At 41.6% G+C, this 26,147-nt stretch carries 18 protein-coding genes and 3 tRNA genes; 13 read left to right on the forward strand and 8 right to left on the reverse strand.

What is annotated here, in order from left to right:
* Nucleotides 1–28: 28 nt before the first annotated feature.
* Entirely contained in the window at nucleotides 29–886 is an 858-nt protein-coding gene (locus tag C9J48_RS14055; protein ID WP_006233084.1) for a bile acid:sodium symporter family protein, read from the forward strand.
* A 126-nt stretch (nucleotides 887–1,012) separates the two neighbouring features.
* Here the strand turns inward: C9J48_RS14055 and C9J48_RS14060 are convergent, their stop codons facing one another.
* The gene (locus C9J48_RS14060) at nucleotides 1,013–1,594 is read right to left on the reverse strand and encodes a UPF0149 family protein (protein ID WP_006233085.1); all 582 of its coding nucleotides are present in this window, start codon (nucleotides 1,592–1,594) and stop codon (nucleotides 1,013–1,015) included.
* Between the two features lie 277 nt (nucleotides 1,595–1,871).
* Here C9J48_RS14060 and C9J48_RS14065 point away from each other — a divergent pair.
* From C9J48_RS14065 to C9J48_RS14075, 3 genes are all read left to right on the forward strand, one after another.
* Nucleotides 1,872–1,959, forward strand: a tRNA-Ser gene (locus C9J48_RS14065).
* A 215-nt stretch (nucleotides 1,960–2,174) separates the two neighbouring features.
* Entirely contained in the window at nucleotides 2,175–3,965 is a 1,791-nt protein-coding gene (locus tag C9J48_RS14070) for a GMC oxidoreductase (RefSeq protein ID WP_006233086.1), read from the forward strand.
* A gap of 824 nt (nucleotides 3,966–4,789) precedes the next feature.
* Nucleotides 4,790–5,269 carry an L-alanine exporter AlaE gene (locus C9J48_RS14075; protein WP_006233087.1) on the forward strand — a complete coding sequence of 160 codons (480 nt, stop codon included), beginning with the start codon at nucleotides 4,790–4,792 and terminating at the stop codon, nucleotides 5,267–5,269.
* A 92-nt stretch (nucleotides 5,270–5,361) separates the two neighbouring features.
* On the opposite strand, the gene pdxY is transcribed toward C9J48_RS14075, so the two are convergent.
* The 6 genes from pdxY to mscM form a co-directional block, all read right to left on the reverse strand.
* Nucleotides 5,362–6,237: a pyridoxal kinase PdxY gene (gene pdxY, locus C9J48_RS14080; protein WP_006233088.1), complete on the reverse strand. Its 876-nt coding sequence runs from the start codon at nucleotides 6,235–6,237 to the stop codon at nucleotides 5,362–5,364.
* Nucleotides 6,238–6,454: 217 nt separating this feature from the next.
* Nucleotides 6,455–6,835 carry a Rid family detoxifying hydrolase gene (locus tag C9J48_RS14085; RefSeq protein WP_006233089.1) on the reverse strand — a complete coding sequence of 127 codons (381 nt, stop codon included), beginning with the start codon at nucleotides 6,833–6,835 and terminating at the stop codon, nucleotides 6,455–6,457.
* 27 nt (nucleotides 6,836–6,862) lie between these two features.
* On the reverse strand, nucleotides 6,863–8,116 hold the full coding sequence (locus C9J48_RS14090) for an aromatic amino acid transporter (protein ID WP_006233090.1): 1,254 nt from the start codon (nucleotides 8,114–8,116) through the stop codon (nucleotides 6,863–6,865).
* 112 nt (nucleotides 8,117–8,228) lie between these two features.
* Nucleotides 8,229–9,695 carry a tryptophanase gene (tnaA, locus tag C9J48_RS14095; protein WP_006233091.1) on the reverse strand — a complete coding sequence of 489 codons (1,467 nt, stop codon included), beginning with the start codon at nucleotides 9,693–9,695 and terminating at the stop codon, nucleotides 8,229–8,231.
* A 197-nt stretch (nucleotides 9,696–9,892) separates the two neighbouring features.
* Nucleotides 9,893–10,006 carry a tryptophanase leader peptide gene (gene tnaC / locus C9J48_RS28430; protein ID WP_081450126.1) on the reverse strand — a complete coding sequence of 38 codons (114 nt, stop codon included), beginning with the start codon at nucleotides 10,004–10,006 and terminating at the stop codon, nucleotides 9,893–9,895.
* A 574-nt stretch (nucleotides 10,007–10,580) separates the two neighbouring features.
* Nucleotides 10,581–13,889, reverse strand: a complete 3,309-nt coding sequence (mscM, locus tag C9J48_RS14105) for a miniconductance mechanosensitive channel MscM (protein WP_006233092.1) — start codon at nucleotides 13,887–13,889, stop codon at nucleotides 10,581–10,583.
* Nucleotides 13,890–14,132: 243 nt separating this feature from the next.
* On the opposite strand from mscM, the gene C9J48_RS14110 reads away from it, so the two are divergent.
* From C9J48_RS14110 to C9J48_RS14125, 5 genes are all read left to right on the forward strand, one after another.
* Nucleotides 14,133–14,220, forward strand: a tRNA-Ser gene (locus C9J48_RS14110).
* 24 nt (nucleotides 14,221–14,244) lie between these two features.
* Nucleotides 14,245–14,335: transfer RNA gene (locus tag C9J48_RS14115), tRNA-Ser, on the forward strand.
* 497 nt (nucleotides 14,336–14,832) lie between these two features.
* Nucleotides 14,833–15,009 (forward strand): hypothetical protein, encoded by a 177-nt coding sequence (locus tag C9J48_RS27925; RefSeq protein ID WP_006233093.1) that lies wholly within the window; start codon nucleotides 14,833–14,835, stop codon nucleotides 15,007–15,009.
* A gap of 207 nt (nucleotides 15,010–15,216) precedes the next feature.
* Nucleotides 15,217–16,419: an enoyl-ACP reductase FabV gene (gene fabV, locus C9J48_RS14120; RefSeq protein WP_006233094.1), complete on the forward strand. Its 1,203-nt coding sequence runs from the start codon at nucleotides 15,217–15,219 to the stop codon at nucleotides 16,417–16,419.
* Between the two features lie 18 nt (nucleotides 16,420–16,437).
* Nucleotides 16,438–17,373 (forward strand): alpha/beta hydrolase, encoded by a 936-nt coding sequence (locus tag C9J48_RS14125; protein WP_006233095.1) that lies wholly within the window; start codon nucleotides 16,438–16,440, stop codon nucleotides 17,371–17,373.
* Nucleotides 17,374–17,388: 15 nt separating this feature from the next.
* Here the strand turns inward: C9J48_RS14125 and C9J48_RS14130 are convergent, their stop codons facing one another.
* Nucleotides 17,389–20,067 carry a nitrate reductase gene (locus C9J48_RS14130; protein ID WP_006233096.1) on the reverse strand — a complete coding sequence of 893 codons (2,679 nt, stop codon included), beginning with the start codon at nucleotides 20,065–20,067 and terminating at the stop codon, nucleotides 17,389–17,391.
* Nucleotides 20,068–20,505: 438 nt separating this feature from the next.
* Here C9J48_RS14130 and cobA point away from each other — a divergent pair, with 438 nt between their 5' ends.
* From cobA to C9J48_RS14150, 4 genes are all read left to right on the forward strand, one after another.
* Entirely contained in the window at nucleotides 20,506–21,342 is an 837-nt protein-coding gene (cobA, locus tag C9J48_RS14135) for a uroporphyrinogen-III C-methyltransferase (protein WP_006233097.1), read from the forward strand.
* A 47-nt stretch (nucleotides 21,343–21,389) separates the two neighbouring features.
* The gene (gene nirB / locus C9J48_RS14140) at nucleotides 21,390–23,924 is read left to right on the forward strand and encodes a nitrite reductase large subunit NirB (protein WP_006233098.1); all 2,535 of its coding nucleotides are present in this window, start codon (nucleotides 21,390–21,392) and stop codon (nucleotides 23,922–23,924) included.
* Nucleotides 23,925–23,977: 53 nt separating this feature from the next.
* Nucleotides 23,978–24,310 (forward strand): nitrite reductase small subunit NirD, encoded by a 333-nt coding sequence (nirD, locus tag C9J48_RS14145; RefSeq protein WP_006233099.1) that lies wholly within the window; start codon nucleotides 23,978–23,980, stop codon nucleotides 24,308–24,310.
* Between the two features lie 286 nt (nucleotides 24,311–24,596).
* Complete coding sequence (locus C9J48_RS14150) at nucleotides 24,597–26,072, forward strand: NarK family nitrate/nitrite MFS transporter (protein WP_006233100.1); 1,476 nt, start codon at nucleotides 24,597–24,599, stop codon at nucleotides 26,070–26,072.
* The last annotated feature ends 75 nt before the right edge of the window (nucleotides 26,073–26,147 follow it).

A 26,147-nucleotide genomic window follows, 5' to 3' on the forward strand; every position in this document is an offset into this window, starting at 1 on the left:
TTAAAATAAAGATAAGGAATGCTTTTCTATGAGCCAGACAATGTTAACCATTGCATTACCGCTAGCGTTAGCATGGATGATGTATTGTGTTGGTCTCACATTAACCTTTGCTGATTTTAAACGTGTTGCAACTTTTCCGAAAAAAATACTGGCAGGTTTAACTGCTCAATTAATCGGTTTGCCAATACTTGCCTATGCATTGATTCATCTATTGGCATTACCAGAGCCTATTGCTGTTGGCTTATGGCTATTGGCTTTAGCGCCGGGTGGGGCATCGTCGAATGCTATTACGCACTTGAGTGGCGGTGATACAGCGTTGTCCATCAGTATGACCGCGATAAGCAGCCTGATTATCCCACTTAGTTTGCCATTGATGCTGCCTTTAGTGTTCAGCGATACTCAGTTGGTTATACCCGTTAAGATGGCAATATTACAGCTGACGGCAGTAACGTTTATACCAGTAATGATCGGTATGATCATGAAGCAATATATTAAGGCTCCATGGTTTTCTTCGTTTATCTCCTTCGCTGGACGATCGTCATTATGGGCATTGTTTTTTACCGTAACCATTACGTTGGCTGCAAATACCCAAGTCTTTAATCAGCTGTTTTCTGTTGGATCTATTGCTGCAATCGTATTGTGCTTGAGTGGGATGATTCTTGGGGTAATTGTAGCTAAAACATTGCGTGGCGATAAGAGATTAGTCAAAACGTTAGCAATAGAGGTTGGTATTCAAAATGCAGGAACGGCTATTTTTGTGGCTGTTGTACAATTACAAAGACCAGAATTAGCACTTACCCCGTTATTGTATGGTGTGCTCATGAATATTCCGGCCCTGCTTATTATTCATCGAAATAAGCGACAAGGTGTATTGTTGAAGCCTTAGTTGACGTTGTAATTGAAAGGCTGCATAGGAAAAAGGTTGCCTGTTATTCGTCATAACATAGGGCAACCTTTTTTCATTTTAACGCTGCAGTTTTCTGATGCAGTGCTCTTGATATAGTACGCGTAATTAGTGAAGCGTCACTAATGCTTGTGCACGCTGTGTTAAGCCACATAGCATGTTCGGTACTGCTGCAAAGATCTCTTCAAACTGTGCCAGTGCATCTGCGCCTTCTTCAGATAATGCGACCATTGCATTTTCTGGATCGTATAGAAGCGTGATTGATAGCAATACGCCACCTAATAGGGCGTTATCTTCACTATGCTCAGGCATAATGTTTTCCCAATCATCACGTGCTAGCTGCCAGCCTTGTAGCATGCCTTCAGCAAAATCACGTGTTTCTTCCGAAACGAGTTCAGCGTCATCAAGTACACAGGTTTCAGGCCATTGCCATGTGCCTTCTAATAAGGACTCACGGCTCTCATTCCAGATATTAATAACTGCATTAGCGTAAGCTTCAAGATCTTCGTGGCTGGTAAATGGAGATGTTTCATCGCCACCCCATAGGTATGCTAACCATTCTGAAGGGTCTAACAAATGCGGTGCTGCTGCCATTGCAGTCACAAAACCATGCGTTTGCGCTTCAGTTAAAAGGTGGTTTGTTAGCTCAGGGTCTTGCAGTAATGCACCCAGTTGTGACTGTGAAGACATAGTTAATCTCGATTAATCGCTTGTATTGACTACTACTCATTGACCGACTCGAATATATACAGAGTGAAGGGCAATGAATAATAAGTAATGATGCGAGGTATTGTAGCAGCCTAGTTAAATATGGGCAGTAGCCACAACGTTATATTTTATGCGTAGTATTTTAACTTTGTCGAAAAGTGAACAATTATAAGACGTTTAGATGATTTTTGTTGACCGATCCTTATATGGTCACTATAGTGGCGCTCCGTTGTGGTATTCGTACCCAACGGAAATTTGTGGTGAGGTGTCCGAGTGGCTGAAGGAGCACGCCTGGAAAGTGTGTATACGGCAACGTATCGAGGGTTCGAATCCCTCCCTCACCGCCATCATTTAAAGAAGCCGTCTTCGTGACGGCTTTTTGCTATCTGCAATACCGAAAATAGTCTGAATAGCTATCTCTTCTGATATACCTTTTATTGGCGTGTTCATTTGTTAACCCCTCGGCAATTATAATGATTAAATATTGACCGACCGATTAGTCTGTCTATTATAGGTGCTAGATTGTTGCAATAATGTTGACTTATTGATTGTAAGGGTAAATATGAGTCAGTTTGATTTTGATAATATAGTTGTGGGGTCGGGGTTTGGTGGTGCTGTAAGCGCATTACGTTTAACCGAGAAAGGCTATCGTGTTCTCGTGCTAGAGAAAGGAAAACGGTATGAAGCCCAAGATTTTGCGAAGTCTAACTGGCGAGTTAATAAATTTCTATGGATGCCGTGGCTTGGGTTACGAGGTCCGCTGCAAGTTGCGTTTACGCGTAAATTGTCTGTTGTTCATGGCGCAGGTGTTGGTGGTGGGTCGTTAGTTTACGGTAATACTCACCTTGTTCCAGACGACAAAGTGTTTAATTCTCCTCCTTGGCTTGATATTCATGATGATTGGCAGCTGCGCCTCAAGCCATATTATGCCTTAGCGCAACGAATGATAGGGTTACAACAGAATGTATGGGAAGGCGAGGCAGATAAAACCTTAAAGCAAGTAGCTCAAGAGTTAGGATGTGGTGATACTTACACGACAGTTTACAGTGGCTTGTTATACCCAGAAGATCATGATGTTTTTGGAGCTGAACCCAACGAATCCACATTAGGTGCAGATCGTGGTGATCCATATTTCAATGGTGAAGGCCCCAAACGCAATAGCTGTAATTACTGTGGAAATTGTATGGTGGGTTGTCGAAATAATGCCAAAAATACATTGGATAAAAACTACCTGTATTTTGCTGAGCGAAATGGTGCTGAAATTCGCGCTGAAAGTAAAGTGACACGGATTGAACCCATTGCAAATGATGCAGGTTTACAAGATGGTAGTGCGGGTTATGTTATTACTGTTGAAGAGGGAGTGGGGCTGATAGGGCGGGAAAAATACACAATAACGACTCATGGTTTAACCTTATCTGCTGGTGTATTGGGTTCAATCCCGTTGCTGCTTAAAATGCGTGATGTTGATAAAACCCTACCCAATATTTCTACCGAACTAGGTCGTCAAGTCATGACCAATTCAGAAACATTGCTGACAGTGAATGATCGCCATGATCGGATGCCGAGTGTTGATCAAAGTCTGGGTACAGCAATCACTTCGATGATCCATCCGGATGATGAGACCAAGATCCAGGTTGTACGCTATGGTGCAACCAATGACGCTTCTTGGATAACTGTTCCCAATATCCCTTTAACCAGTAAACATGCAGGCATACCACGTGTAGCCACTATGCTTGGTAATATGGTTCGTCATCCAATAACGACGTTGCGTGTGATGAATCCAGTAGGGAAAGCGAAAAGAGGGGTATGGCTGCTGGTAATGCAAACTGCCCATAGTTATATCCACCTAGAGATGCGTAAACCGTGGTATTACTTGTTTCTTAAAAATACTTGGGTTCCTACGCAATATGCAGACGATGAAAAGTTGAGAAGCTATTTTCCGATTGCCCAAAAAGTGGCTGAAATGTATTGCAAAATAACGGGAGGAGACGCCGCTAATTTACTTCCAGAAGTTGTTGCGGGTACACCTTTAACGGCACATATGATGGGTGGTGCACGTATCGGTAATAGCGCCGAGAATGCGGTTATAGATGATAGCGGAGAGGTATTTGGTTATCAAAACCTGCGTATACTTGATGGTAGTATTATTCCCGGAAATCTAGGTGTTAATCCCTCATTAACCATCTTAGCGCTAACCGAACATGCAATGGCTCTGCTACCCGTATTTAATGAAGAAAGATCGAATGCAATTACGCCCGTTGCATTCGCTCCAGCGCTGACTCGTAATCCATCAGCTTATCAAGGTGGGGGTGTGTTACATCGACAGGCTGTGCAAGATAGTAATATGAACTGATCCATTTTCTCCTTTATTTATAAGTAGTTAATGTCAATTAGAAGCACCGTAATGGTGCTTTTTCTTTGTCTGATATTTAATATCAAAGTGAACTTGTATCGTGATTGTTGGAAATGTGAGTAATATGTAATTAACTTTCAGTTTGATATGATTTGTTTTTTAATTTCTCTGGTTGTAAATCATGATTTATCGATAGAAGTTGAGTGATTTATTCTGATTTTATACTTTAATTATGATGATAAATGCATGGCGATAAATGTTACTTTTATATGTCCTGTAGCGATAGTGTGATTTGTTGGGTATTTGTCTGGATAAATATAAGAATATACTGGTTAATTATCCGTTATATTTTTATTGTTCAATGTTGAATATTCATGGCTTAATTTTTTATTTCATTGTTAGTGTGTAACTATCTGTTATTAAATGATTTATTATCATTTCTTGTTGTTTTTATTACTGCTTGGTTTTATTGTCATATTTTGTGGGTAAATATCCATTACGGGGTGATTGTAGGTGATATCGATTAATTTTATGTGTTTACTGCCTTTTTAAAGTGCTTTTAATCCAACTTATGGTGGTTAAATGAGGCTTGAGTTTGGTGTTTTTTATCGATGTGGCACGTGAGTGGTGCGTGGGTAGTAAATTGTTCTAAAAACGAGGTTAAAACTAGTGGTAAATTTACCAACATATAAAAAATTCAGTATTTTATTTTAATGAAAACCTGTTCTAATACGCAAATCAACTGGATATAGTTAAGTATCCAGTTCAACTTTCTATTATTACCTAATAATCTGGTTTTATTTGCTATAGCTTGGGGGTTTAAAATGTCTGTCAAAGGTCAATTCAATATGCGTAACGCAGCGGCAGATACGTTTGCCATGGTTATTTTTAGTTTTATTACAGGCATGATGATTGAAGTTTTCGTGTCGGGTATGACCTTCGAGCAGTCTTTAGCATCACGAACCTTGTCGATCCCCGTTAACATTGCGATTGCATGGCCATACGGTGTGTTCCGCGATTACCTATTACGCACAGGTCATCGACTATCTCCCTCTAGTTGGATGAAGGGTTTATCTGACATGGTGGCCTACGTGTTGTTTCAGTCACCGGTTTATGCTTGTATTTTATTGGCTGTAGGTGCAGATAGTGATCAAATCATTACCGCAGTAACAAGTAATGCTTTTGTTTCTGGTGCGTTAGGTATTGTTTATGGGCAATTCTTAGATGTATGCCGTCGTATGTTTAAAGTACCGGGTTACTGTCGAGAGCTATCGCACCCAGAGCCTCAGCATCAAGAAGTGTAATCAATTGAACACGGGGTCTAAATAGAAAAGGCACCTTATTGGTGCCTTTGTTGTTTTTAGCGATTGTGTATCTGATATTCGAGTGTTTATATTTACGCTGTTTTCAAGTTCAGGTTGATCATTTCTATTGGAAAAGTCTCGCTTGGCTCGACGAGTTCATTTTGGGCTAGAATGGTTTGCAATTCCCACTCGTTTAGCTGATGAGTTTGTTTAAGAACGCCATAACAAGCATCATGGCAATGTTGGAATGCACGCCTTGTTGAGTAACCTTTTAATAAACCCGCGGTGAACAACGAAGATATCAGATCTCCAACTCCAACGGGTTGCTGAGCAAACGTTAAATGAGGACGCTGGGCCAGAAAACAACCTTCTGGTGTGGCTAACAGCATGCTGAACTTATCGTCTGAAACACAATATAGATGCTTAACAAGAACAACTTTGGGACCTTTAGCTAAAGCAATGTTGCAAGCTTTCACGGCATCAGACAACGAGTTAATTTCCATTTGTGCAAATTGGCTGAGCTCGAATTGATTCGGTACGATAACATCTGCCATTGGCATTAAATGATCTACCAAGTATTCCGTAATGCCGGGAGCAACGATACAACCTTTATCCGGTGCCCCCATGACAGGATCACAGATGTATAAGGATGAAGGATTTTGAGCCTTAACTTTTTCTACGGTTCTTATAATCGCTTCACATTGTTCAGCGCTTCCTTGATACCCCGTGAGAATTGCTTTACAACGTGTCAGCGCATCAATGTTATCAAGCCCCTGAACTAACTCATCAATATCTGAAGCTGAGAAAGCATGTCCCGTCCAACCTTGTTTATATTGAGTATGATTAGAAAATTGAACCGTATGTATTGGCCATACTTCGAACCCCATTCTTTGCATCGGAAAAATAGCAGAGCTATTCCCTGCGTGTCCGTAAGTAACATGTGATTGAATGGACAGAATGCCATGCATAATGTTTTCCTTTCTATTAGTAACTCAAGGAGGGATCCAAATTGCGTATTTAGAGTTATAGAAATAATCTAAAAGAGCATTTGGTGATTTGATTATTTCTTGTTTTAGGTGAACTTAAAATAATTGTGGGTATTCTAGCTTAAAATACTTAGCCCTATCATCTATAAATGACAGGGCTACTAATTAAGATAAGAAAGAATTTTTAAAACCCTAAACGTTACCGTGAGGCAATAACTTCAATTTCAACTTTTGCATCCAGAGGTAAGCGAGCAACTTCAACACAAGAACGAGCAGGGAAAGTCGCCTCATGAAGATTGAAGAAAGCTTCATAAGCTTCATTTACTCGGGCAAAGTCATTTAGATCTTTTACAAATACAGTGGTTTTAACAATATTATTGGCGTCTAACCCTGCTGCTCTGACAATCGCTAATGCATTTGTTAAAGATTGAGTTGCCTGCTCAGCAACGTCTTCTGGCATTGCTTTTGTTCCTGGATTTATAGGCAGTTGACCTGAGGTGATGACCATATTACCTAAATTCACACCTTGTACGTATGGACCAATAGCTTCAGGTGCATTGAGTGTATTAATTGCTACCATTGTATTTCCCTATTTATTTGAAATTGTTTAGCCTGTAAACGCTGGAAGCATGCCTAGCATCGACATGAAGTGGAATACGGCAGTTAAAATACCAAAGCTAATGACGACAACAATCATTGGCTTGCCACCTGGCGCTTTAAAGCCTTTATCACCATTCTCTAATGTGCGGGCTTTTCTCACGAGAAGTGCTGGAATAATACATGTCCAGACGGTAGCCGCAGCGCCGGCATAACCAATAGCAATGACAAAACCAAACGGAAATAGCAATGATAGGATCAACGGTGGTAGGAAAGTCACTAGCCACGTTTTTGCTCGGCCTTGTTTGGTGTCTTCGAGCTTGAATAAATCAGCCAAATAGTCAAACACCCCAAGTCCAACACCAATGAAAGAAGATAGAATTGCCGCCATTGAGAAGGTATGGATCGCATGCGCCACTTTGTCAGATTCAATGACTGAGCCTAATGTAGTTAGTAGTGCATCTACGTTGCCACCTTGCTCAATCACAGGTCCAAATTGACTTCTAGGTAAATTCCCATAAATGCTGAACAACCATAGAACATACAGACTTAACGCTATTATTGTGCCGCCTAAAATCGCATATTTCGCTTTTTCCTCTTCGCCGTAATAAGCACGCATTGTTGCCACAGAATGGTGATAACCAAACGACGTCAAAGCAACAGGCAGCATTGCCATTGCGTAGGGTGCGTAGCTCGTTTTTTCATTAATGGTATTAAACAAGATGGACATATCTACTTTGATCGCCAGCCCTGACACACCAAATACAAAGCTTAAGACCATAAATAAGATTAAAACAACGGAAATTCGGTCTACTGCTCGAGTTGAGTGCCAAACGAAGGGAGAAAATACCAAAACAAACAAGATTGAAGTAATTTTGCTATCGAGGCCCAAAATATCTTGAAGGATAAGGCCTGAAGATGTGATGTAGGCGTACAGCAAAATACCCCCAACAAAGTACACCATCAGGTTATTGAACATGTTGACCTTATCACCAAGTATGTCTTTGGTTACCGTGTTGAAAGATACCTTTAAGTCATAATTCTTGAATGCCTCTAGCAGCATCCAACCCGAAATGGTCATGACGACCATGGTAATTGTAATCGCGAAAACTGACCATGTTGTCCATGCACCTGCTCCCGCACTTGGGAGCCCCAGCATGCCCGCACCAACGCAGACACTGGCGATAATACATGCCCCTCCTATTAATGACGGATGTTTTTCCTTAACACTGTCACTTGATACTAATGACGGATTCTGTTCCATAATTCAGTCACTCTTGTAATTTCACGTTATTGGATTGATCACCCTAAACTATTTATTTTATTCTGTGCTTAGGAAAAAGAGCGCAACCGTAGGGTGCGCTCTTTGAGTGTGATTAAGCTTCTTCTAGAATCTTGGTTTCCGTTTTCACCGCTGTTTGCACAGGCTCAACTTCTTTAAGTCGAGCAGTAAAGTGACGAAGTACTGCTGGCTCATAAGTAAAATCAAGACCTTTCACATTTGCTGCGTTTGCCTTCACTTTTTGGAACGCTTCTATAACGAAATCCATATGCGTTTGAGTGTAGGTCGCACGTGGGATCGTCAAACGAAGTAACTCCGCAGGACAAGGATGTTGTTTACCTGTTGCTGGATCGCGACCGAGTAATAGAGAGCCAATTTCAACGGCGCGGATACCTGCCACTTTATAGAGTTCGCAAGCAAGAGCATGTGCTGGGAACTGCTCGGTAGAAATGTGTGGAAGCAGCTTACCTGCATCAACGAATGCCGCGTGGCCCCCAGCTTGCTGACATACGACACCGATAGTCTCCAGACCATCGACAAGGTATTGAACTTGACCGATGCGGTATGCCAGCCACTCCTGACGCATGCCGTCATAGAGGCCAACGGCAAGACGTTCCATCGCACCGCCTTCTAGACCACCGTAGGTTGGGAAACCTTCCTGAATCACACACAAAGTACGACACTCGGTGTATGCATCCATCATGGATTCATCTTTGAAGCAAAGTAGACCGCCCATCTGTACCATGGCATCTTTCTTTGCTGACATAGCTAGGCCGTCAGCATACTTATAAGATTCACGCGTGATTTCTTCGATAGTCCAATCTTTGTAAGCCTCTTCACGCTGTTGAATAAAGTAGGCGTTCTCAGCATAACGAGCGGAGTCCATGATCACTGGAATGTCATATTTCTGTGCGATCTCATACACGGCTTTTAGGTTAGCGATAGAAACTGGCTGACCACCCGCAGAGTTACAGGTAATTGTACTCACAATGTAAGGTACGTTTACAGGGTCTGCTGCAAGGATCGCTTCTTCTAGTTTGATGAGGTCAAAGTTACCTTTGAAATCTGCATTGATCGCGGTATCAAACGCTTCTTCTGTATACACATTTTTCGCCACACAACAGTTCACTTGAGTGTGACCTTGTGTGGTATCAAAGAAGTAGTTAGACAGTGCTACCATCTTGCTACGGTCTAGTCCCTTCTCCATTTCACGTTTCTTGATAAGGACAGGAATGTAGATTTGCTCGGCACCACGACCTTGGTGAGTCGGAATGGTTAATTCATAACCAAAGATATCTTTTACCGCGTTAGCAAGTGCGTAGTAGCTGCGGCTACCGCTGTATGCTTCATCACCACGGAACATTGCGGCTTGCATTTCTTGAGTAATGGCACCCGTGCCACTGTCAGTCAACAGGTCGATAAATACGTCTTCACTATCTAGCAGGAATGGGTTCATCCCCGCGTTTAAAATCGCCTCATCGCGATATTCACGAGTAGTGCGTTTTACTGGCTCAATAACACGGATACGGAATGGTTCAGGTAAGTGTTTAAAGTTTTCCATGATAATGCCTTTACTTTTATTTGGTGTTTTATGTCACCAGAAATTAATGTTTGGTTTTTATGTAAATAAAATTAATAGTATGCCTTTAATGTTATTTAATGCTTGATTTTATGGTGAGTAAAGTCGCGTCAAATAAATAACGAAATATAGGTGTATTAACTTTGCCTCAACGAAAAGAGACGTAAATGTTTCTATATTTATTTCGAGGGGAAATAGTAAGATATTTTATAATCTTCTATATACCATGGTGTTAATGATGATAATATTGAAAACTGCCATTTAAGATACATATTCATTTCATGTTCCCACATAAAATCAAAGTGAAAATGAATAGTCAATATTGTAGGTTTAATACGTTAAAGCGTCTTTGCTTGTACATATTAAGTTTAACCTAACAACACCAAAAATTAGTTGTCAAAATATGTTGGATTATTGAGGGCGCATAAAAATGGCCTCTGGAAATTATTCTGAAGACAAATGAAAGGACAGTTTGTGGTCTGCATTATACCAGGCTAACAATATTAGCGTCGAAGTGGATTGCCATTTGAGGTACACGTTCATTTTATGTCCTATATGAAAAAGCAATGCTTTAAACCAATAACGAAAGTATCCTATAGCTAAATTGATAAATATATACTAATTATCAATAAGTGTGACCAAGACAAGCAAAAACTCGCAAGTGGAAATTGAAAGCTTGTCATGTTGTGAACAAAGAACACTGAAAGCACATTTACAATTATTGTCATTATTAATAGTGACAGTATGATCCCTGGTCAGAATTAAAATAATGAATGAAACATACTTGTTACTACTTAAATCGTCACCATGTACTGGTCTACTGAAACAGTACTGTGCTTTAAAATACGAAAAGATATTACCAAATAACTATTTAGCAAAAGGGTGTGGTATTTTATCTTTTATCGATACTTCCAACTGAGGTGACGCAATGGAGATATCATGTTTGATAAATTTACTTTTGATTCGGCAATGTAAGTCATGGGTTAACCCTAAACGATGCCCTGTTTCTGCCGCATAAGCACGTACTTCAAAATTCTGACAGTTTGCCGTTAACCCTAAAAAGAACACTTCAGGTGCGGGGTTATCCAGCACTAATTCACATTCATCGGCAGCTTCAAATAATAACTGGGTAACTAACTCGCTATCAGATAAATATTGAACACTGATTGTAAGCGTTACTCGAGTAATGGCATCTGACAGTGACCAGTTGATAAACTGCTCGGTAACAAAGGATTTGTTAGGCACGATAACTTCTTTGCGATCCCAATCAACGATGGTTGTTGCGCGAGTTTTAATTTTTGCCACAACACCCGTCAACTCCCTAATGGTGACGGTATCACCAATTCGAATCGGTTTTTCGAATAAAATAATGATACCAGAAATGAAGTTAGCGAATATTTCCTGCATACCAAAGCCGATACCGACACCAAGTGCCGCAACAAGCCATTGCATCTTACTCCAATCGAAACCAATCAGCCCAGAGCCGATAATGATACCGGTGAAGATTGCAAAGTAGCGGGTGAGGGAAGTAATGGCATAACCAGTTCCAGGGCTAAGATCAAGGTGTTGGAGTATGAGTAGTTCCATCGCGCCGGGTAAATCTCGCGCGAGAATACCTGTTAAGAAGATAGCGAGAATGGCCAGTAAAACACTCTTAATTGTAATAGCGCTGAGTTGTTCAATACCATTAATGGTACTTGTTACATCCCACAGTGAGATATCTTCAAGTAGCGTGATAGCTTGATATAAGTCGTCCCATATCAATGATAATACGGCGACATAAATTAGTAATAACAATGAACGTAACAAACGTAAAGATTGTGCGCTAATTTTATCAAGATCAACTTCTGGTTCTTCTATTTCAATGTGTAATTCACTGCTTATTGGCGCATCATCTTTGTCTTCAAGTACTTCAGCTTGTCGCTGAGCGATTATTTCCTGGCGTTTTATTTTAGCTCGCTCGAAGGCCAAACGACGTTTTTGAATGAGCATTAAACGCTTTACTAAGTAATAAATAAGCAGAGTAATCACACCGATAACGGCAGACATTTCCATCTTATTCATGACGATTTGAGATGAACCTAAATAACCATTTAAAGCCGCATAATTTAAACCTTGAGGGATTAGAATCAGTGCCCACCAAAAAATGTGGTGTCCAATATGTGCTTTACCTTCAGGCACATCGCCATAAGTCATCGGTAATTTTACTTGCCACATGCGCCAGTGAAAATAACTGACGGCAATATTACTGATAATAAAGGCCAAACGCCCGAGAGTACCACTAATATCAATATCACTATAAAGGTAGGTGAAGTTTTGAATCACCATCATCGGGAGGTAGAACCATAATAGATTCCGATAATGTATAAACGTTTTGTTTACGACACTTTCATCCCAATTAAAGTGGCTGATAAATAAGCCATTATCTCTTACTATTTCACGCATAAAACAATAAACAACTAAAGCCAAAGGTAATGATAAAGCTTGGCCTAAATGATGAACGAAAGGGTACTGCCAGGCAGAGCTGAGTAATAGACCCGTAATGGTGACAATAATGGGTACTGGCCAAGCAAGGCAGAAAGAGAGAAAGACATTGATATAGCTGTAACTGAACTTGTCTTGTGTCACCTTTCCTATTTTTTGGCTCGTTTTCTCAAGGTATTTAAGCCAACGGCTGCGACACCAATTTAAACTCATAATAATAAGGGCGATAATGCCGATACCAATAAAGAGCTTTAGTTTTTCTATTACGCCTGGGGCTTTTAATAAATTAACCCATTGGAATGGTGAGAAAAACCATTTTAGTTTCTCCCACGTATCGGTAATAAGGTTCAGGTTAAACGTTTTGGCATCTGGTGCCCAAAAAAGTCGCTTTGTAGCTTCGGTTTTTAAATCAATAAGCATGTTATTTAACCGATCAAAAGCCACGGTTAATGTTGCTTGTTGGTAGATTAAAGTATCTGAAGCAGCTATTATTTTTTTTAATAAAGCCAAATTAGCACTGACGAGTTTTTTGGCTGTTTGTTGTTGCTCTGACGTAAGGGTTTCGATTTCAGTAAAATTTTTCGCACGTTCAGATAAAGTATCGTGTTGTTGTTGATACTCATATTTATTGATTTGGTTCTGAGCAATGTTTTTGTTTAAGGCTTCAATTGGAGGATTAGAGGGTAAACGATCTATTCGGGTTCGAAGGCTTTCACTGAATGCGGGGCTTAACTTAAGCCATTCAGACATCATATCTAAGTCATCAGCTGTTTTAGAGACGATGGTGATTTGTTCATTCGTTGTTTTTATCTGTTGCTGTACTTGCTCTCTTTTTGTAGAGAAGCTACCAAATGAAGATGACAGTCGTTGATTTGTTACAATTAACTGGCGCAGTACTGGTGGCTGATCAATTAAATTTTCTTGTAACTCATCACTGTTTTCAATATTCGTATCGGCGCTGGTTCGTAGTACTCGGTTCAGCATGTTTTGCAAGTTATTGCGGTAGGCCTGTCTAGCTTCAATTTCTAAATTGGCATAGGTGATTTTCAATTTAGTTAACGTACGACGATTACCTGAACTAAGTTGTTCAGCTTCCAGCATAAAGACTTGGCTAATATAAAACTGTTGTTCGATTTTTAATAACAGGGTTTCATTCAGAGCAGCGGTATCGCTACTGTCATGCTGAGTCTTTGCTAGTTTGGTTTCCACTTTCTTTATTTTTACCCGAAGTGCTTCTGATTGATAAGAAAACTCATCAATCCCATGTTCAATTTCAAGTAGAAGATTTTTGTCATTTTTTCGTGTGACCTCTAATTGAACTAAAGCGCTGTCTTGATCGGCAATTTCAAGGGTTAACTCTTCTTTGCCCCACTCAAAAAAATCAGGAAATTCAGTTGAAGAATAAGCGGCAATTTTTTGTTTTAGTTTATCAGCCTCTTGCGGGAATGTTTCAGTAACCATCTGGTACTGACGTGTTCTAATATTAAATTCTTTAGTTTTATCAATCTGGTTTTGTGCTTGTAAATAGCTATCAAGTTCTTTGATTGTTTCGGGGGTGTTCGGTAATTGGTTAAGTTCTTCAATTTTGCTGGTTAACGCAGCCTGCGAATCTTCAATCTCGTCTGCTATCGTCGAAAATGCAGTAAGAAGAGACAGAAAGAGGAAAAAGATAAAGTGGTGCGCTTTTAACATAGATATGCCTATATAAAATCCATAATCATGAAGGCTCTAAACCATAAACTTACGATAAAACGTATTGAATTACTTCAAAATAAAAGTGTAGCAGTGAATAAATAGAATTGATTGGCTTAAGAATAAGGCGATTTGGGCTAATAGTCGACAAACAAGAGTTGTTTGAAGAAAACCCCTTGACCCTATCGTTCTAAAACATTACATTAGCCGCCGTTGAGACGTAGAGCGTCTTGGCAACAATGTGGTGAGGTGTCCGAGTGGCTGAAGGAGCACGCCTGGAAAGTGTGTATACGGCAACGTATCGAGGGTTCGAATCCCTCCCTCACCGCCATATCTCTTTTAGAGATATAAAGACGGAGAGATGGCTGAGTGGTCGAAAGCACCGGTCTTGAAAACCGGCAAGGGTTTATAGCCCTTCTAGGGTTCAAATCCCTATCTCTCCGCCACATTCAAAGAAACCGCTACTCTGTTAGCGGTTTTTTTACGCCTGAAGTTTGCTAATCAGATAGGGATGCAGAACCCTAGACTGGGTTCACCTGAGCGAAGCGAAAGCACATTGCCCGTACCGAAGGTGCGAAAAGGCAATAGCCCGAAGGGTACGAGCTTGCGAGTAATAAATCCCTATCTCTCCGCCACATTTATCAGCGCCCTTTTTGCGTCTAGCGTATGTGGTAAGAGAGATTTGTTCCAAATCCACCTCACCCAGAACACTCCACCAGATTCAAAGAAAACGCTACTCTGTTAGCGTTTTTTTACGTCTGAATTTTGCTAATCAAATAGGGATGCAAAACCCTATACTGGGTTCACCTGAGCTATATTTTCCTCTCTCTTTAATACCTTGCAGTCCCAAAAATGAGAAAGTGACTTACACTTAATACAGGATAGTCGCAGGCAATTAATGTAGTTAGCTTGTTTAATTATGCCGTGAAAATGGGTCTTATCTATGGGTAAATTTCTGTATGTTTATCTACTTGGTATGCTAATGGTTGGCTGTACTAGCACGACAGCCATTCATCAACCTGATCATCAGTTTCGTCAACAATATATGGAACTCTATAGAACGATGGAGATGACACCAAAGACATACCCGATTCTTATTCTACAGCCGAGTGAAGCATGAGCAGAGGTAGCCATTTGTAAAATAACAACGAGCCTGAGGGCTCTTTTTTATGAAAGGTTAGATCATACAGTGGGTAAGAAATCAGGGTTAATCATTAGGTAAAGCGTGAATATTGAGTTTGGGATGAGGAGAAAACTCCGGTAATATCATCATGCCAAGTCGGTATCGGGTATGGGTATCATGAGCCCCAATAAGTAGGAATTTTCCATGATTATTGAACCAGTAGTAAAGGGGGTTGTTGCACGTTCAGCGCATCCATTTGGTTGCCAGCAGGCTATCCGCAATCAGATCAATTATGTGAGAACGGCTGACCCCGTTACTGATGGGCCGAAAAAAGTATTGGTGCTTGGCGCCTCGTCGGGGTTTGGTCTGGCATCTCGTATTTCACTGGCTTTTGGTGGTTCGATGGCAGATACCATTGGTATTTCTTTCGAGCGAGGGCCGAGTGAAAAAGGTGTAGGCACCGCGGGTTGGTATAATAATATTTTCTTTCGCGAAGAAGCTGAAAAAGCGGGTTTAATCGGTAAAAATTTCATTGGTGATGCTTTCTCGCCACAAATGCGCCAACAGGTTATTGAGTATATAAAGACAGAATTTGGTGGCCAGCTTGATTTGGTTGTATATAGCTTGGCAACGGGAGTAAGGCCGAACCCTGAAACCGGAGAGTTATGGCGTTCGTCAATCAAGACCATGGGTGAGCCTGTAACAGGGCCGACGATCAACATCGAAACCGACACAATGGAACAGATGACGATTGGGACTGCGACACCAGAAGAAGTTGAAGACACTGAAAAGGTGATGGGCGGAGAAGATTGGGCGAGTTGGATTGACATTCTGTCTGATGCGGGTGTTCTGGCGACTGGCTGTAAAACGGTGGCCTATTCGTATGTTGGCCCTAAAGCGACGTATCCCATTTATCACCAAGGAACATTAGGCAGAGCTAAGGCGCATTTGCATGCAACAGCTGATCAGCTTAATAACAAGATGTCTGAAATGGGGGGTGAGGCTTATGTGTCTGTCTGTAAAGCGTTAGTCACTAAAGCCAGTGTTTTTATTCCTGCCTTTTCGCCCTATATTCTAGCTTTGTTTAAGGTGATGAAAGACAAAGGTGTACATGAAGGATGTATTGAGCAGATGCAGCGACTCTATGCTCAACGTCTTTACGGAAAAGACAAAATAGTACCCGTTGATGATAACCGTTTGATCCGTGTTGATGATTGGGAATTAGAGGACGACATTCAGCAGCAAGTGAGTGAGTTAATGGCAAAAATCACCCCTGAAAACTTTACTACAATGGGGGATTACCAAGGTTATAAAACCGATTTTATGCAGTTAAATGGCTTTGATTTAGAAGGCGTTGATTATCAAGCAGATATTAGCTTTGAAACGCTAACGCAATTAGTGGCATAAATGCATAAGGGTCATGTCATGCGCCAAGTCAGTGAAAAACTACAGCCATGGCTTGAAGGTTTTAACCTGCAAGTAGCAGTATTAATTGAAAATGGTTTCAAACCGACAGCAACCAATGCCCGTGAAGGGCTAGCCAATTTAACGAAAGGTTTGGTTACTGATATTCCCGCTATTGCTTGGGTTCAAGATGATGTTGTCATCAACGATGAATGTAATGTACCTGTACGTATTTACCATCCGGCACCAGAGCAGGCTTTACCTGTTTTGGTTTATTACCATGGTGGTGGGCATATGGCCGGCAGTATTACGGTTTATGATCCTATCTGTCGGAAATTAGCGATAGCAACCCAGCATGTAGTGGTGGCTGTCGATTATCGGCTGGCGCCAGAATGGCCGTATCCTGCGGGTGTAAATGATGCTTATGCTGTTGTGAAAGGTATTTGGACAACATTGGATAGCTGTCAGATCCGGTATCAACAAGAATTAGTGATTGCAGGCGACTCTGGTGGTGGTGCATTGGTGGCAGCGGTAAGTGAACAGGCGCAATTTGATGATATGGTGAATATTGCCAAGCAAGTGATGATTTACCCAAGTCTTGACTACACCATGAACTCAGGTTCGATGGAACAAAATGCAACCGGATACTTGCTTCAGAAAGGCAAGGTAGCGTGGTATTTTGATAATTATTTACAAAATAATGAAGACCGCCAACGGGTTTCTCCATTATATGGCCGCTTTACCCCTGCATTGCCAGAAACCTTACTCTTTACTGTTGAGTTTTGCCCGCTTCGTGATGACGGGGTAAGCTATTGCAAAAAGGTTGAAGCGACTGGCGTGCAGGTTGAGCATGTACATTTCCCCGATATGATCCACGCCTTTATGAATATGGAAGATTTGGTAAAAAAAGAGTGCGCTCAAGTTTACCAAACCATTGCCCGTTTTCTACGCACCTAAGCGCGGTATGTTGTATCAGACTGCTGATAAAAGAATGCATTCTTCCTCTAATATTTGTTGTAACTCTGAAACACAACTTCCGCAGCCTGTTCCTGCTTTTGTGCATGCACTTATTTGATCGACTGATTTTAGGTGTTGTTCTCTAATGGCTTGGCAAATTGTATTTCTTCCAACTTGTTTGCACGCACAAATAGTTTTCCCTGCCGCTAATTTCCCCTCAGCAGTACCCGATATGAGTGAGCGCTCGACGGCAATGTCGATAGGTTCATCCAATAAGTTTTGTAGCCAATCTAAATCTTGTTGCTGCAAGTCATTAGCGACGAGATAGCAACTGCGTAAACGTTGTTTCTCGATATTTGCGTAGCGATATTGCCCGCTACTTGCTCCATTGAAGCTCAACTCACGCCCATTTTCGTGTTGGCAGTATTGTGAAAGGCGCAACATTAACTGTTCCGGTAATAAACAACTTGCGATTCGGTATAGATACCCGCCTGTCACTTTCTGACGTACCCAATAATCAAACTCGGTAATATCAAGAACCGTGCTGGATAGCAGCATAGCTTCACTTTTATAAGCGAAAGAGGCAATGGATACAGGAGTAAACTTGAACTCGGGTTGGCCTGATATATCGTCTGTTTTTGGGCTTATTAAGTTACAGACTTTACCGGCACTGGATGTCACGTTATTCCAATGTATCGGCATAAAGAGTTGCCCTTTGCCGACCTGTTTTGATATTTCAACCCGTACCTGAGCACTACCGAATGGGCTAGTGAGCGTAGCTATTGTATCGTGTTGTAGCGCATAATGTTCTGCATCTACCGGGTTAATAGATACAAAAGGTTCTGGTTTATGATCCCCTAAACGTGCTGATAATCCTGTTCGCGTCATGGTGTGCCATTGATCGCGAATACGGCCACTGTTTAACGATAAAGGGTAGTCAGTATTACATTGTAAAGCGGTTGGTTGGTGCTGCACGGCAATGAACTGCGCTTTTCCTGAAGGGGTAAAAAAACGGCCATCAGCGAAGAGACGCTTGTGCGTAATTTCTTTGTCAATATGTAGAACTGGCCACTGTTGTGGTGGTAATTGTGCGTACTGTTCAGTGGTTAGATGAGCGAGGCCGGTTAAGTTTAAATCACGTTTAGCATTATCGAGCCCTGTCATTATGGCGTATTCATTAAAAATTTCGGCTTCATGCTGATAAGTAAATGCCTTAGTAAAGCCCATCGCTTTTGCGACCTCACTGATTATCCACCAATCAGGTTTACCTTCACCAGGAGTAGGTAATAAGCGTCGTTGACGTGATATACGACGCTCTGAATTAGTGACAGTACCCGATTTTTCACTCCAACCTTGTGCCGGTAAAAGTACATCTGCACAACGGGTGGTATCGGTATCTGCAATGCAGTCAGACACCACAACCAGCGGGCATTTTTTGAGTGCGCGTTTAATTTTTTCTGCATCTGGCAAGCTGACGACAGGGTTCGTTGCCATTATCCAAATTGCTTTAATTTTACCATTATCAATTGCATCAAATAGCTCAATGGCTTTTAAACCTGGCTGAGTGGTAAGTGAGTCAGTTTGCCAATAGTCGCTGATTAATTGGTGATGTGTTGGGTTACCAAAATCCATATGGGACGCTAAAGTATTGGCAAGCCCGCCCACTTCACGTCCACCCATTGCGTTAGGCTGACCCGTAACAGAAAACGGTCCCGATCCTGGTTTACCTATTCGTCCCATCGCAAGGTGACAGTTTAAAATGCTATTTACTTTATCTGTGCCTTGAATCGATTGATTGACCCCCTGTGAGTATAGGGTGACGACCTTGTCAGTTTTGGCGTACAAACGATAAAAAGCGTTTAACTGCTCAATCGATAAACCTGTTTTTTCGGCAACCGTTGCAATATCGGCAGCATCTTTAGTAGCAAGATCTACTGCCTGTTCGAAACCTTCGGTATGTGCGTTGATATAAGCGTGATTCAGCTGGTGGTGTTGTTTAAGGTAGCTGAGTAAACCGTTAAACAAAGCCACGTCAGAGCCTGCGTTTAATGCTAAGTGCTGATTGGCGATCTCGCAGGTATCTGTTTTTCTTGGATCGATCACGATCACCTGCAGGTTGGGGCGGCGTTGTTTCTCGGCTTTAATACGCTGATATAGAACAGGGTGGCACCATGCGAGGTTTGAACCTGTAATAACGATCATATCGGCAAGCTCAAGATCTTCATAACAGCCCGGTACTGTGTCAGAACCAAATGCCCGCTTATGCCCAGCGACACTTGATGACATACATAAGCGTGAATTGGTATCGATATTGCCACTGCCAATAAAGCCTTTCATCAATTTATTCGCGACATAATAATCTTCAGTTAATAGCTGCCCTGAAACATAAAAGGCAACAGCATCTTTACCATGCTGTTCAATAATGTCTGAAAATTGTGTTGCCACGTGCTTAATCGCACTGTTCCAATCGACGTTTTGACCATCGATTGAGGGGTATTGTAGACGCCCTTCATGCGTGACTGTTTCGCCAAGGGCGAGCCCTTTTGAACATAAACGGCCATAGTTTGCTGGGTGATCAGTATCGCCTCGAATATCGAGTTGACCGCTGGCAGTAGGCTTCGCTTCAATGCCACATCCTACGCCACAATATGCACAAGTACTTTTAACCCAAGGGGTGACTTTGTTTATTGCCACAATCCTTCTCCTTAGCCTGTTCAGCTTTCTCTTTCTGGTTATATAAGAGACTGAGCAATAACTACGCCACATTGAGATAAGTGCTAAAACTCATGCTAGAGAAAGTATTAATTCTTACTTAACAATTGGTTACGGAGTTATATGATCAAAAATATAGTTTAGGTGATATTTTCACCTACTACTTAAGGGTTAATGCATCAAAAGTCGATGCTTTATTCTGGTGTCTCACGCACTCATTCTGTGCAACAGACCTTTATTTAGAGTGGAGTAATGAGCAATGGGTAAGAGGCTAAAATATGATTTGTGTGAAAATTTAGACTTTAATTCATTGAAATAAAGCGACTTTGTTAACTGAAGGAAACTACAAACGCACTACTGGCACTCTCTTTGCTGTAGCTCAATTCATAGCGTGCATGGAAGCGTAAGAGGAATTGAGTTATGTCGAATGAAGCCCCTACAAATAGCATTGTTAATTTTGCTGCAGTTACTGCCAAAGAAAGCCCGTTTTCAGGGAAAGTCAGCTTAGTGGGTGCGGGGCCGGGTGATCCTGATTTACTGACTTTAAAAGCCTTAAGGGTTATTCAGCAGGCAGATCTGATCTTGTTTGATCGCTTGGTGAGTAAAGAGATCTGTCAGCTATTCCCTTCTTCAACGCCTGCCTTGTATGTCGGCAAAGCCAAAGATCGCCACAGCGTACCTCAAGATGAAATTAATGAGCTTCTCGTGACCAAAGCCCAGCAAGGCTTAAATATCTGCCGCCTTAAAGGAGGTGACGCATTTGTGTTCGGGCGTGGCGGCGAAGAAATGTTGCGTTTAATGCAAGAAGGTATCGAAGTGGAACTTGTTCCCGGTATTACCGCTGCAGCTGGCTGCACCAGTTATGCGGGTATTCCATTGACTCATCGCGGTTTGTCTCAAGGTTGTACATTTGTGACAGCCCATGCAGAGAAAGAACTCGATATTCGTTGGGACAGCTTAGCGCTGCTTGATCACACCTTGGTGTTTTATATGGGGCTAAGCAAGGCAAGTTTGATTGCCGAAGAGCTCATCAAGTCAGGCTTAGATAGCAATACGCCAGCCGCCTTAATCGAAAATGGATGCTGCCCAAAGCAACGTGTAGTACGCGGTAAGCTGAATGAACTTGCTGAATTAGTCACTGAACATGACGTGAAATCCCCTGCATTAATTGTAATTGGTAAAGTTGTGGATCTGGCGGATCAGCTGCAATGGTTTGTGAGCTTGGATAACCAGAAAGCTGAACGTCTGATGGCGTAATCCGCAGATTGATTTAAAGCATTATTAGAAAAATAAGAGGATACAACATGGATAAGCAGCGTATTGTTGTGGTTGGAAACGGGATGGTTGGACACAAATTTATTGACACATTAGTGCAGGATGCCAATGCCGATAAATTTGATATTGTTACTTTTTCTGAAGAATCACGCCTAGCCTATGATCGCGTAAAGTTGAGTGCCTATTTTTCAGGAACAACAGCAGATGAATTGGCATTAACCGATGAAGGGTATTACCAACAACACGGCGTTAACTTTGTATTGAGCGATAAAGTTGTCGCGTTAGATACAGTTAACAATTATGTGGTTACTGAAAGTGGACGCCAAGAACCCTATGACAAATTAATCCTGGCAACTGGTTCATTCCCTTTTGTACCGCCGATTCCTGGGAATGACCAGCCGCACTGTTTGGTGTATCGCACCATTGAAGATCTTGAAGCGATCACAGAATCAGGTAAAGACAGCCAGGTCGGCGTAGTTATTGGTGGCGGCTTACTGGGGCTAGAAGCGGCAAATGCGTTGAAGAATCTAGGGGTTGAAACCCACGTTGTTGAGTTTGCTCCGCGCTTGATGGCGGTGCAGTTAGATGATGGTGGTGCGCGATTGCTGCAACGAAAAATTGAGCAGCTTGATGTTCAGGTACATACCGAAAAAGCGACCACAGAAATCGTGGCGGGTGAAACATGTCGCTACCGCATGAATTTTGCAGATGGCAGCTTTCTTGAAACCGATATGATTGTATTTTCTGCGGGTATTCGCCCTCAAGATGAATTAGCGCGTCAATATGGCCTAGAGGTGGGTGAGCGTGGCGGAATAGTGATTAATGACAACTGCCAAACGAGTGTCGACAATGTTTACGCCGTCGGTGAGTGTGCACTGTGGCAAGGGCGAATTTTTGGTCTAGTGGCACCTGGCTACAGTATGGCAAAAGCGGCTGTTTCACATATCAGTGGTGGTACGGGGGCATTTACAGGTGCAGATATGAGCACAAAGTTGAAGCTGCTGGGGGTAGATGTTGCCAGTATCGGTGATGCGCATGGGCAAACTGCAGGTGCACAATCTTACACCTTTAATGATGAAGTCGAGCAAATATACAAACGTCTTATTATATCGGAAGACGGTAAAAAGATATTAGGTGCAGTATTAGTGGGTGACGTTGATGCCTACGGTACGTTATTACAAATGATGCTCAATGATATGGAATTGCCAGAAAACCCAGCCGCATTAATATTGCCAGCGGTTGATGGCGAAGCAAGTTCAGGCTTTGGTGTTGATGCCTTGCCAGATTCAGCACAAGTATGCTCATGTTTCGATGTAACCAAAGGGCAGATCAAAGAAGCTGTCGCCAATGGTTGTACCGATATGGCGAGTATTAAAGGCACAACCAAGGCATCCTCGGGTTGTGGTGGCTGTACTGGGTTGGCAAAACAAGTGTTAGATGCTGAATTAGCGAGCCTTGGTTTTGAGGTGAAAAATGATATTTGTGAGCACTTTGCTTATTCGCGAAAAGAACTGGCTGACATTATTCGCATTAAGGAAATTAAGACATTTGATGAATTGCTAACGAGTCACGGTGAAGGGCTTGGTTGTGAAGTTTGTAAGCCAACTGTGGGATCGATTCTAGCCTCATTTTGGAATGATTATGTATTAGATGACCAACATATTGGGCTGCAAGATACTAACGATATATTTCTTGGCAACATGCAAAAAGATGGCACTTATTCTGTTGTCCCACGTATTGCTGGTGGTGAGATAACGCCAGAGAAATTAATTGTATTAGGGCAGGTAGCGCAAGAGTTTAATCTTTATACCAAAATTACGGGCGGGCAACGCATTGACTTATTTGGTGCACAATTACATGAACTTCCGAGTATTTGGAAAAAACTCATTGATGTGGGTTTTGAGACCGGTCATGCCTACGGCAAATCGCTGCGTACCGTGAAATCGTGTGTTGGTAGCACATGGTGTCGTTATGGGGTGAAAGACAGTGTTGGTTTTGCGATAGAAATTGAAAACCGTTACAAAGGATTACGAGCACCGCATAAGATCAAATTTGGTGTTTCAGGTTGTACCCGTGAATGCGCAGAAGCACAGTCGAAAGATGTCGGTATCATCGCGACAGAAAATGGCTGGAACCTTTATGTGTGCGGAAATGGTGGTATGCGCCCGCGTCATGCTGATCTTTTTGCATCAGATTTAGATGATAAAACCTTGCAGCAATATGTTGATCGATTCTTGATGTTTTATATTCGCACAGCCGATCGATTACAGCGAACATCGGTATGGCTAGAGAACATAGACGGCGGGCTCGATTACCTTAAAGAAGTCATTATTGATGATAAATTAGGGCTAGCAGAAGAGCTTGAAAACGAAATGGCGCGTAATATTCGAAACTATCAATGTGAATGGAAAACAACCATTGAGTCATCTGAAAAACTCAAACGTTTCCAGCATTTTATCAATAGTTCTGATCCTGATAATAAGCTTTCTTATATAACAGAGCGAGAGCAGCGTCGCCCAGCAACTAAATTTGAACGTATTGATATTGTGGAAGTGACTGATTAGGTCATTCATTTTATCCCTCTATATTAATTAATAGCTGAAAAGGAAAATATAAGATGAGTGATTGGAAAACAATTTGTCACCAAGATGATTTAATTCCCGATACCGGGTTGTGCGCATTATTTGATGATGAACAAGTGGCTATTTTTTATTGTGGTGGTAATCAGAGCCTATATGCATTATCGAATTTTGATCCAATCGGCGATGCGAATGTTCTATCACGTGGTATTGTCGGATCTATTGGCGATGAAGTTGTCGTAGCATCACCACTTTATAAGCAACATTTTAACCTTAAGACTGGAAAGTGCTTAGAAGCGCCTGAACATACATTAAAAACGTACCCTATACGCGTAAGTGACGGCGAGGTTCAGTTGCAGGTAGTGCTGTAATTTAAATAAATCAAATGGTTATGATTTAAATCATAGAGGCTTACTGCCTCTATTTTTTTGTTTATATTTTGTCCTTAATTTCAGTGTTTACCTTGATTAAAGCTTATATGTGTACTATCAGTGCATACTTTTCGTTAGTTGCCCAAATAAAGGGCATTAGTTAACGGTAGTTGTAAAGTTACGAACTAACTTATTGTTTTTAAATGAATGTTTCTGTTTGTTTATGTGGCACGTAATGTGCTTTGTTATAAGAAGAGATGTTATTGATAAATAGAGGGATCTTTTCATGGGCAATAAGGATAAATTCAGTATATTTTCATTTACTGGCAAGATGAAAATACTTCATCTTAGTTGGTTTGCTTTTTTTATTACGTTTATGGTGTGGTTTAACTTTGCACCACTTTTACAATCCGTTAAAGAGTCGCTCGGCTTAACAACGGCAGAAATAAAAACACTGCTTATCTTAAATGTCGCATTTACTATTCCTGCACGTGTTGTTATTGGTATGCTGACCGACAAATACGGCCCACGCATTGTTTATTCGGCATTGCTCGCCATTTGTTCTATACCGTGTTTTGCGTTCGCATTGTCTGAAACATTTATTCAAGCGGCCATTTCGCGTTTTGCACTTGGCTTTATTGGAGCCGGTTTTGTTGTTGGTATCCGCCTAGTCTCTGAATGGTTCCCACATAATGAGCTAGGCACTGCAGAAGGCATTTATGGCGGTTGGGGTAATTTTGGGTCGGCAGCTGCGGCATTTACATTACCAACAATCGCAGTGATGTTTGGTGGTGAAGATGGCTGGCGCTATGCAATGGCAATTACCGGTGCAATGAGCTTGCTGTTCTCTTTTGTATTTTATGCCAATGTAACTGATACCCCTAAAGGCTCGACATATTTTCGTCCTAAGAATCTAGGTGCCATGGAAGTAACATCAACGGGGGACTTTTTCTTATTATTAGTCATGAAGTTACCTATGTACGGTGCATTGGCTTTATTAGCTTGGAAGCTATCACCGACAGGTATAGCGATGCTATCTGACACTATAGTTAACAGTATTTATATTGGACTATCAGTGCTGTACTTATATGAAGTATGGCAAACCTGGACGCTGAATAAGTCGATATTTTCTGAGCCAGTACCCGAGATTCATCAATATAAATTTAAACAAGTCGTGGTGCTGAACATTCTTTATTTTGCTACGTTTGGTTCAGAACTTGCCGTTATTTCAATGTTGCCTCTTTTCTTTTCTGAAACGTTTGAACTTACACCTGTAATGGCGGGAATGGTTGCTTCTGCGTATGCGTTTATGAACCTTATGTCGCGTCCTGGTGGTGGATGGTTATCAGATAAATTTGGTCGTAAACCAACGTTGTTGATTCTAACTGCGGGTTTAGCCATCGGGTATTTTTTCATGGGGCAAGTAAACAGTGAGTGGCCGTTATGGTTGGCTGTAGCGGCAGCAATGGCATGCTCTTTCTTTGTCCAATCAGGAGAAGGGGCTGTGTTTGCGACAGTGCCGTTAATAAAACGTCGTATGACAGGCCAAATTGCGGGTATGACAGGGGCTTATGGTAATGTTGGTGCCGTGTGTTACCTCACAGTATTGTCGTTAGTTGATTACAGCACATTTTTCTTAGTGATTGCAGGTACAGCGGTATTGGGCTTCATTACCTTATTGTTTATGGAAGAGCCATCAGGTCAGATTGCAGAAGTTAATGAGGATGGAAGCGTAACGTTAATTGATGTTGCCAATAATTAATACCATCCTTGATAAGCCTACTGTTGGTTTCATAGAAAAATAGTGAGTGAAGTGAAACGAAAAATGAAGGGGTTA

It is taken from the genome of Photobacterium profundum, from assembly GCF_003026285.1.
GTDB classification, from domain to species: Bacteria; Pseudomonadota; Gammaproteobacteria; order Enterobacterales; family Vibrionaceae; genus Photobacterium; species Photobacterium profundum.

Bases quoted from the DNA above. Each gene is read 5' to 3' on its own strand.
- nirB (WP_006233098.1), top strand. From the start codon at position 21,390: ATGGATAAGCAGCGTATTGTTGTGGTTGGAAACGGGATGGTTGGACAC.
- tnaA (WP_006233091.1), bottom strand. From the start codon at position 9,695: ATGGAAAACTTTAAACACTTACCTGAACCATTCCGTATCCGTGTTATT.
- tnaC (WP_081450126.1), bottom strand. From the start codon at position 10,006: ATGTGGGAACATGAAATGAATATGTATCTTAAATGGCAGTTTTCAATA.
- C9J48_RS14090 (WP_006233090.1), bottom strand. From the start codon at position 8,116: ATGGAACAGAATCCGTCATTAGTATCAAGTGACAGTGTTAAGGAAAAA.
- C9J48_RS14150 (WP_006233100.1), top strand. From the start codon at position 24,597: ATGGGCAATAAGGATAAATTCAGTATATTTTCATTTACTGGCAAGATG.
- mscM (WP_006233092.1), bottom strand. From the start codon at position 13,889: ATGTTAAAAGCGCACCACTTTATCTTTTTCCTCTTTCTGTCTCTTCTT.
- C9J48_RS14085 (WP_006233089.1), bottom strand. From the start codon at position 6,835: ATGGTAGCAATTAATACACTCAATGCACCTGAAGCTATTGGTCCATAC.
- C9J48_RS14125 (WP_006233095.1), top strand. From the start codon at position 16,438: ATGCGCCAAGTCAGTGAAAAACTACAGCCATGGCTTGAAGGTTTTAAC.
- C9J48_RS27925 (WP_006233093.1), top strand. From the start codon at position 14,833: ATGGGTAAATTTCTGTATGTTTATCTACTTGGTATGCTAATGGTTGGC.
- fabV (WP_006233094.1), top strand. From the start codon at position 15,217: ATGATTATTGAACCAGTAGTAAAGGGGGTTGTTGCACGTTCAGCGCAT.
- cobA (WP_006233097.1), top strand. From the start codon at position 20,506: ATGTCGAATGAAGCCCCTACAAATAGCATTGTTAATTTTGCTGCAGTT.
- pdxY (WP_006233088.1), bottom strand. From the start codon at position 6,237: ATGCATGGCATTCTGTCCATTCAATCACATGTTACTTACGGACACGCA.
- C9J48_RS14075 (WP_006233087.1), top strand. From the start codon at position 4,790: ATGTCTGTCAAAGGTCAATTCAATATGCGTAACGCAGCGGCAGATACG.
- C9J48_RS14060 (WP_006233085.1), bottom strand. From the start codon at position 1,594: ATGTCTTCACAGTCACAACTGGGTGCATTACTGCAAGACCCTGAGCTA.
- C9J48_RS14070 (WP_006233086.1), top strand. From the start codon at position 2,175: ATGAGTCAGTTTGATTTTGATAATATAGTTGTGGGGTCGGGGTTTGGT.
- nirD (WP_006233099.1), top strand. From the start codon at position 23,978: ATGAGTGATTGGAAAACAATTTGTCACCAAGATGATTTAATTCCCGAT.
- C9J48_RS14055 (WP_006233084.1), top strand. From the start codon at position 29: ATGAGCCAGACAATGTTAACCATTGCATTACCGCTAGCGTTAGCATGG.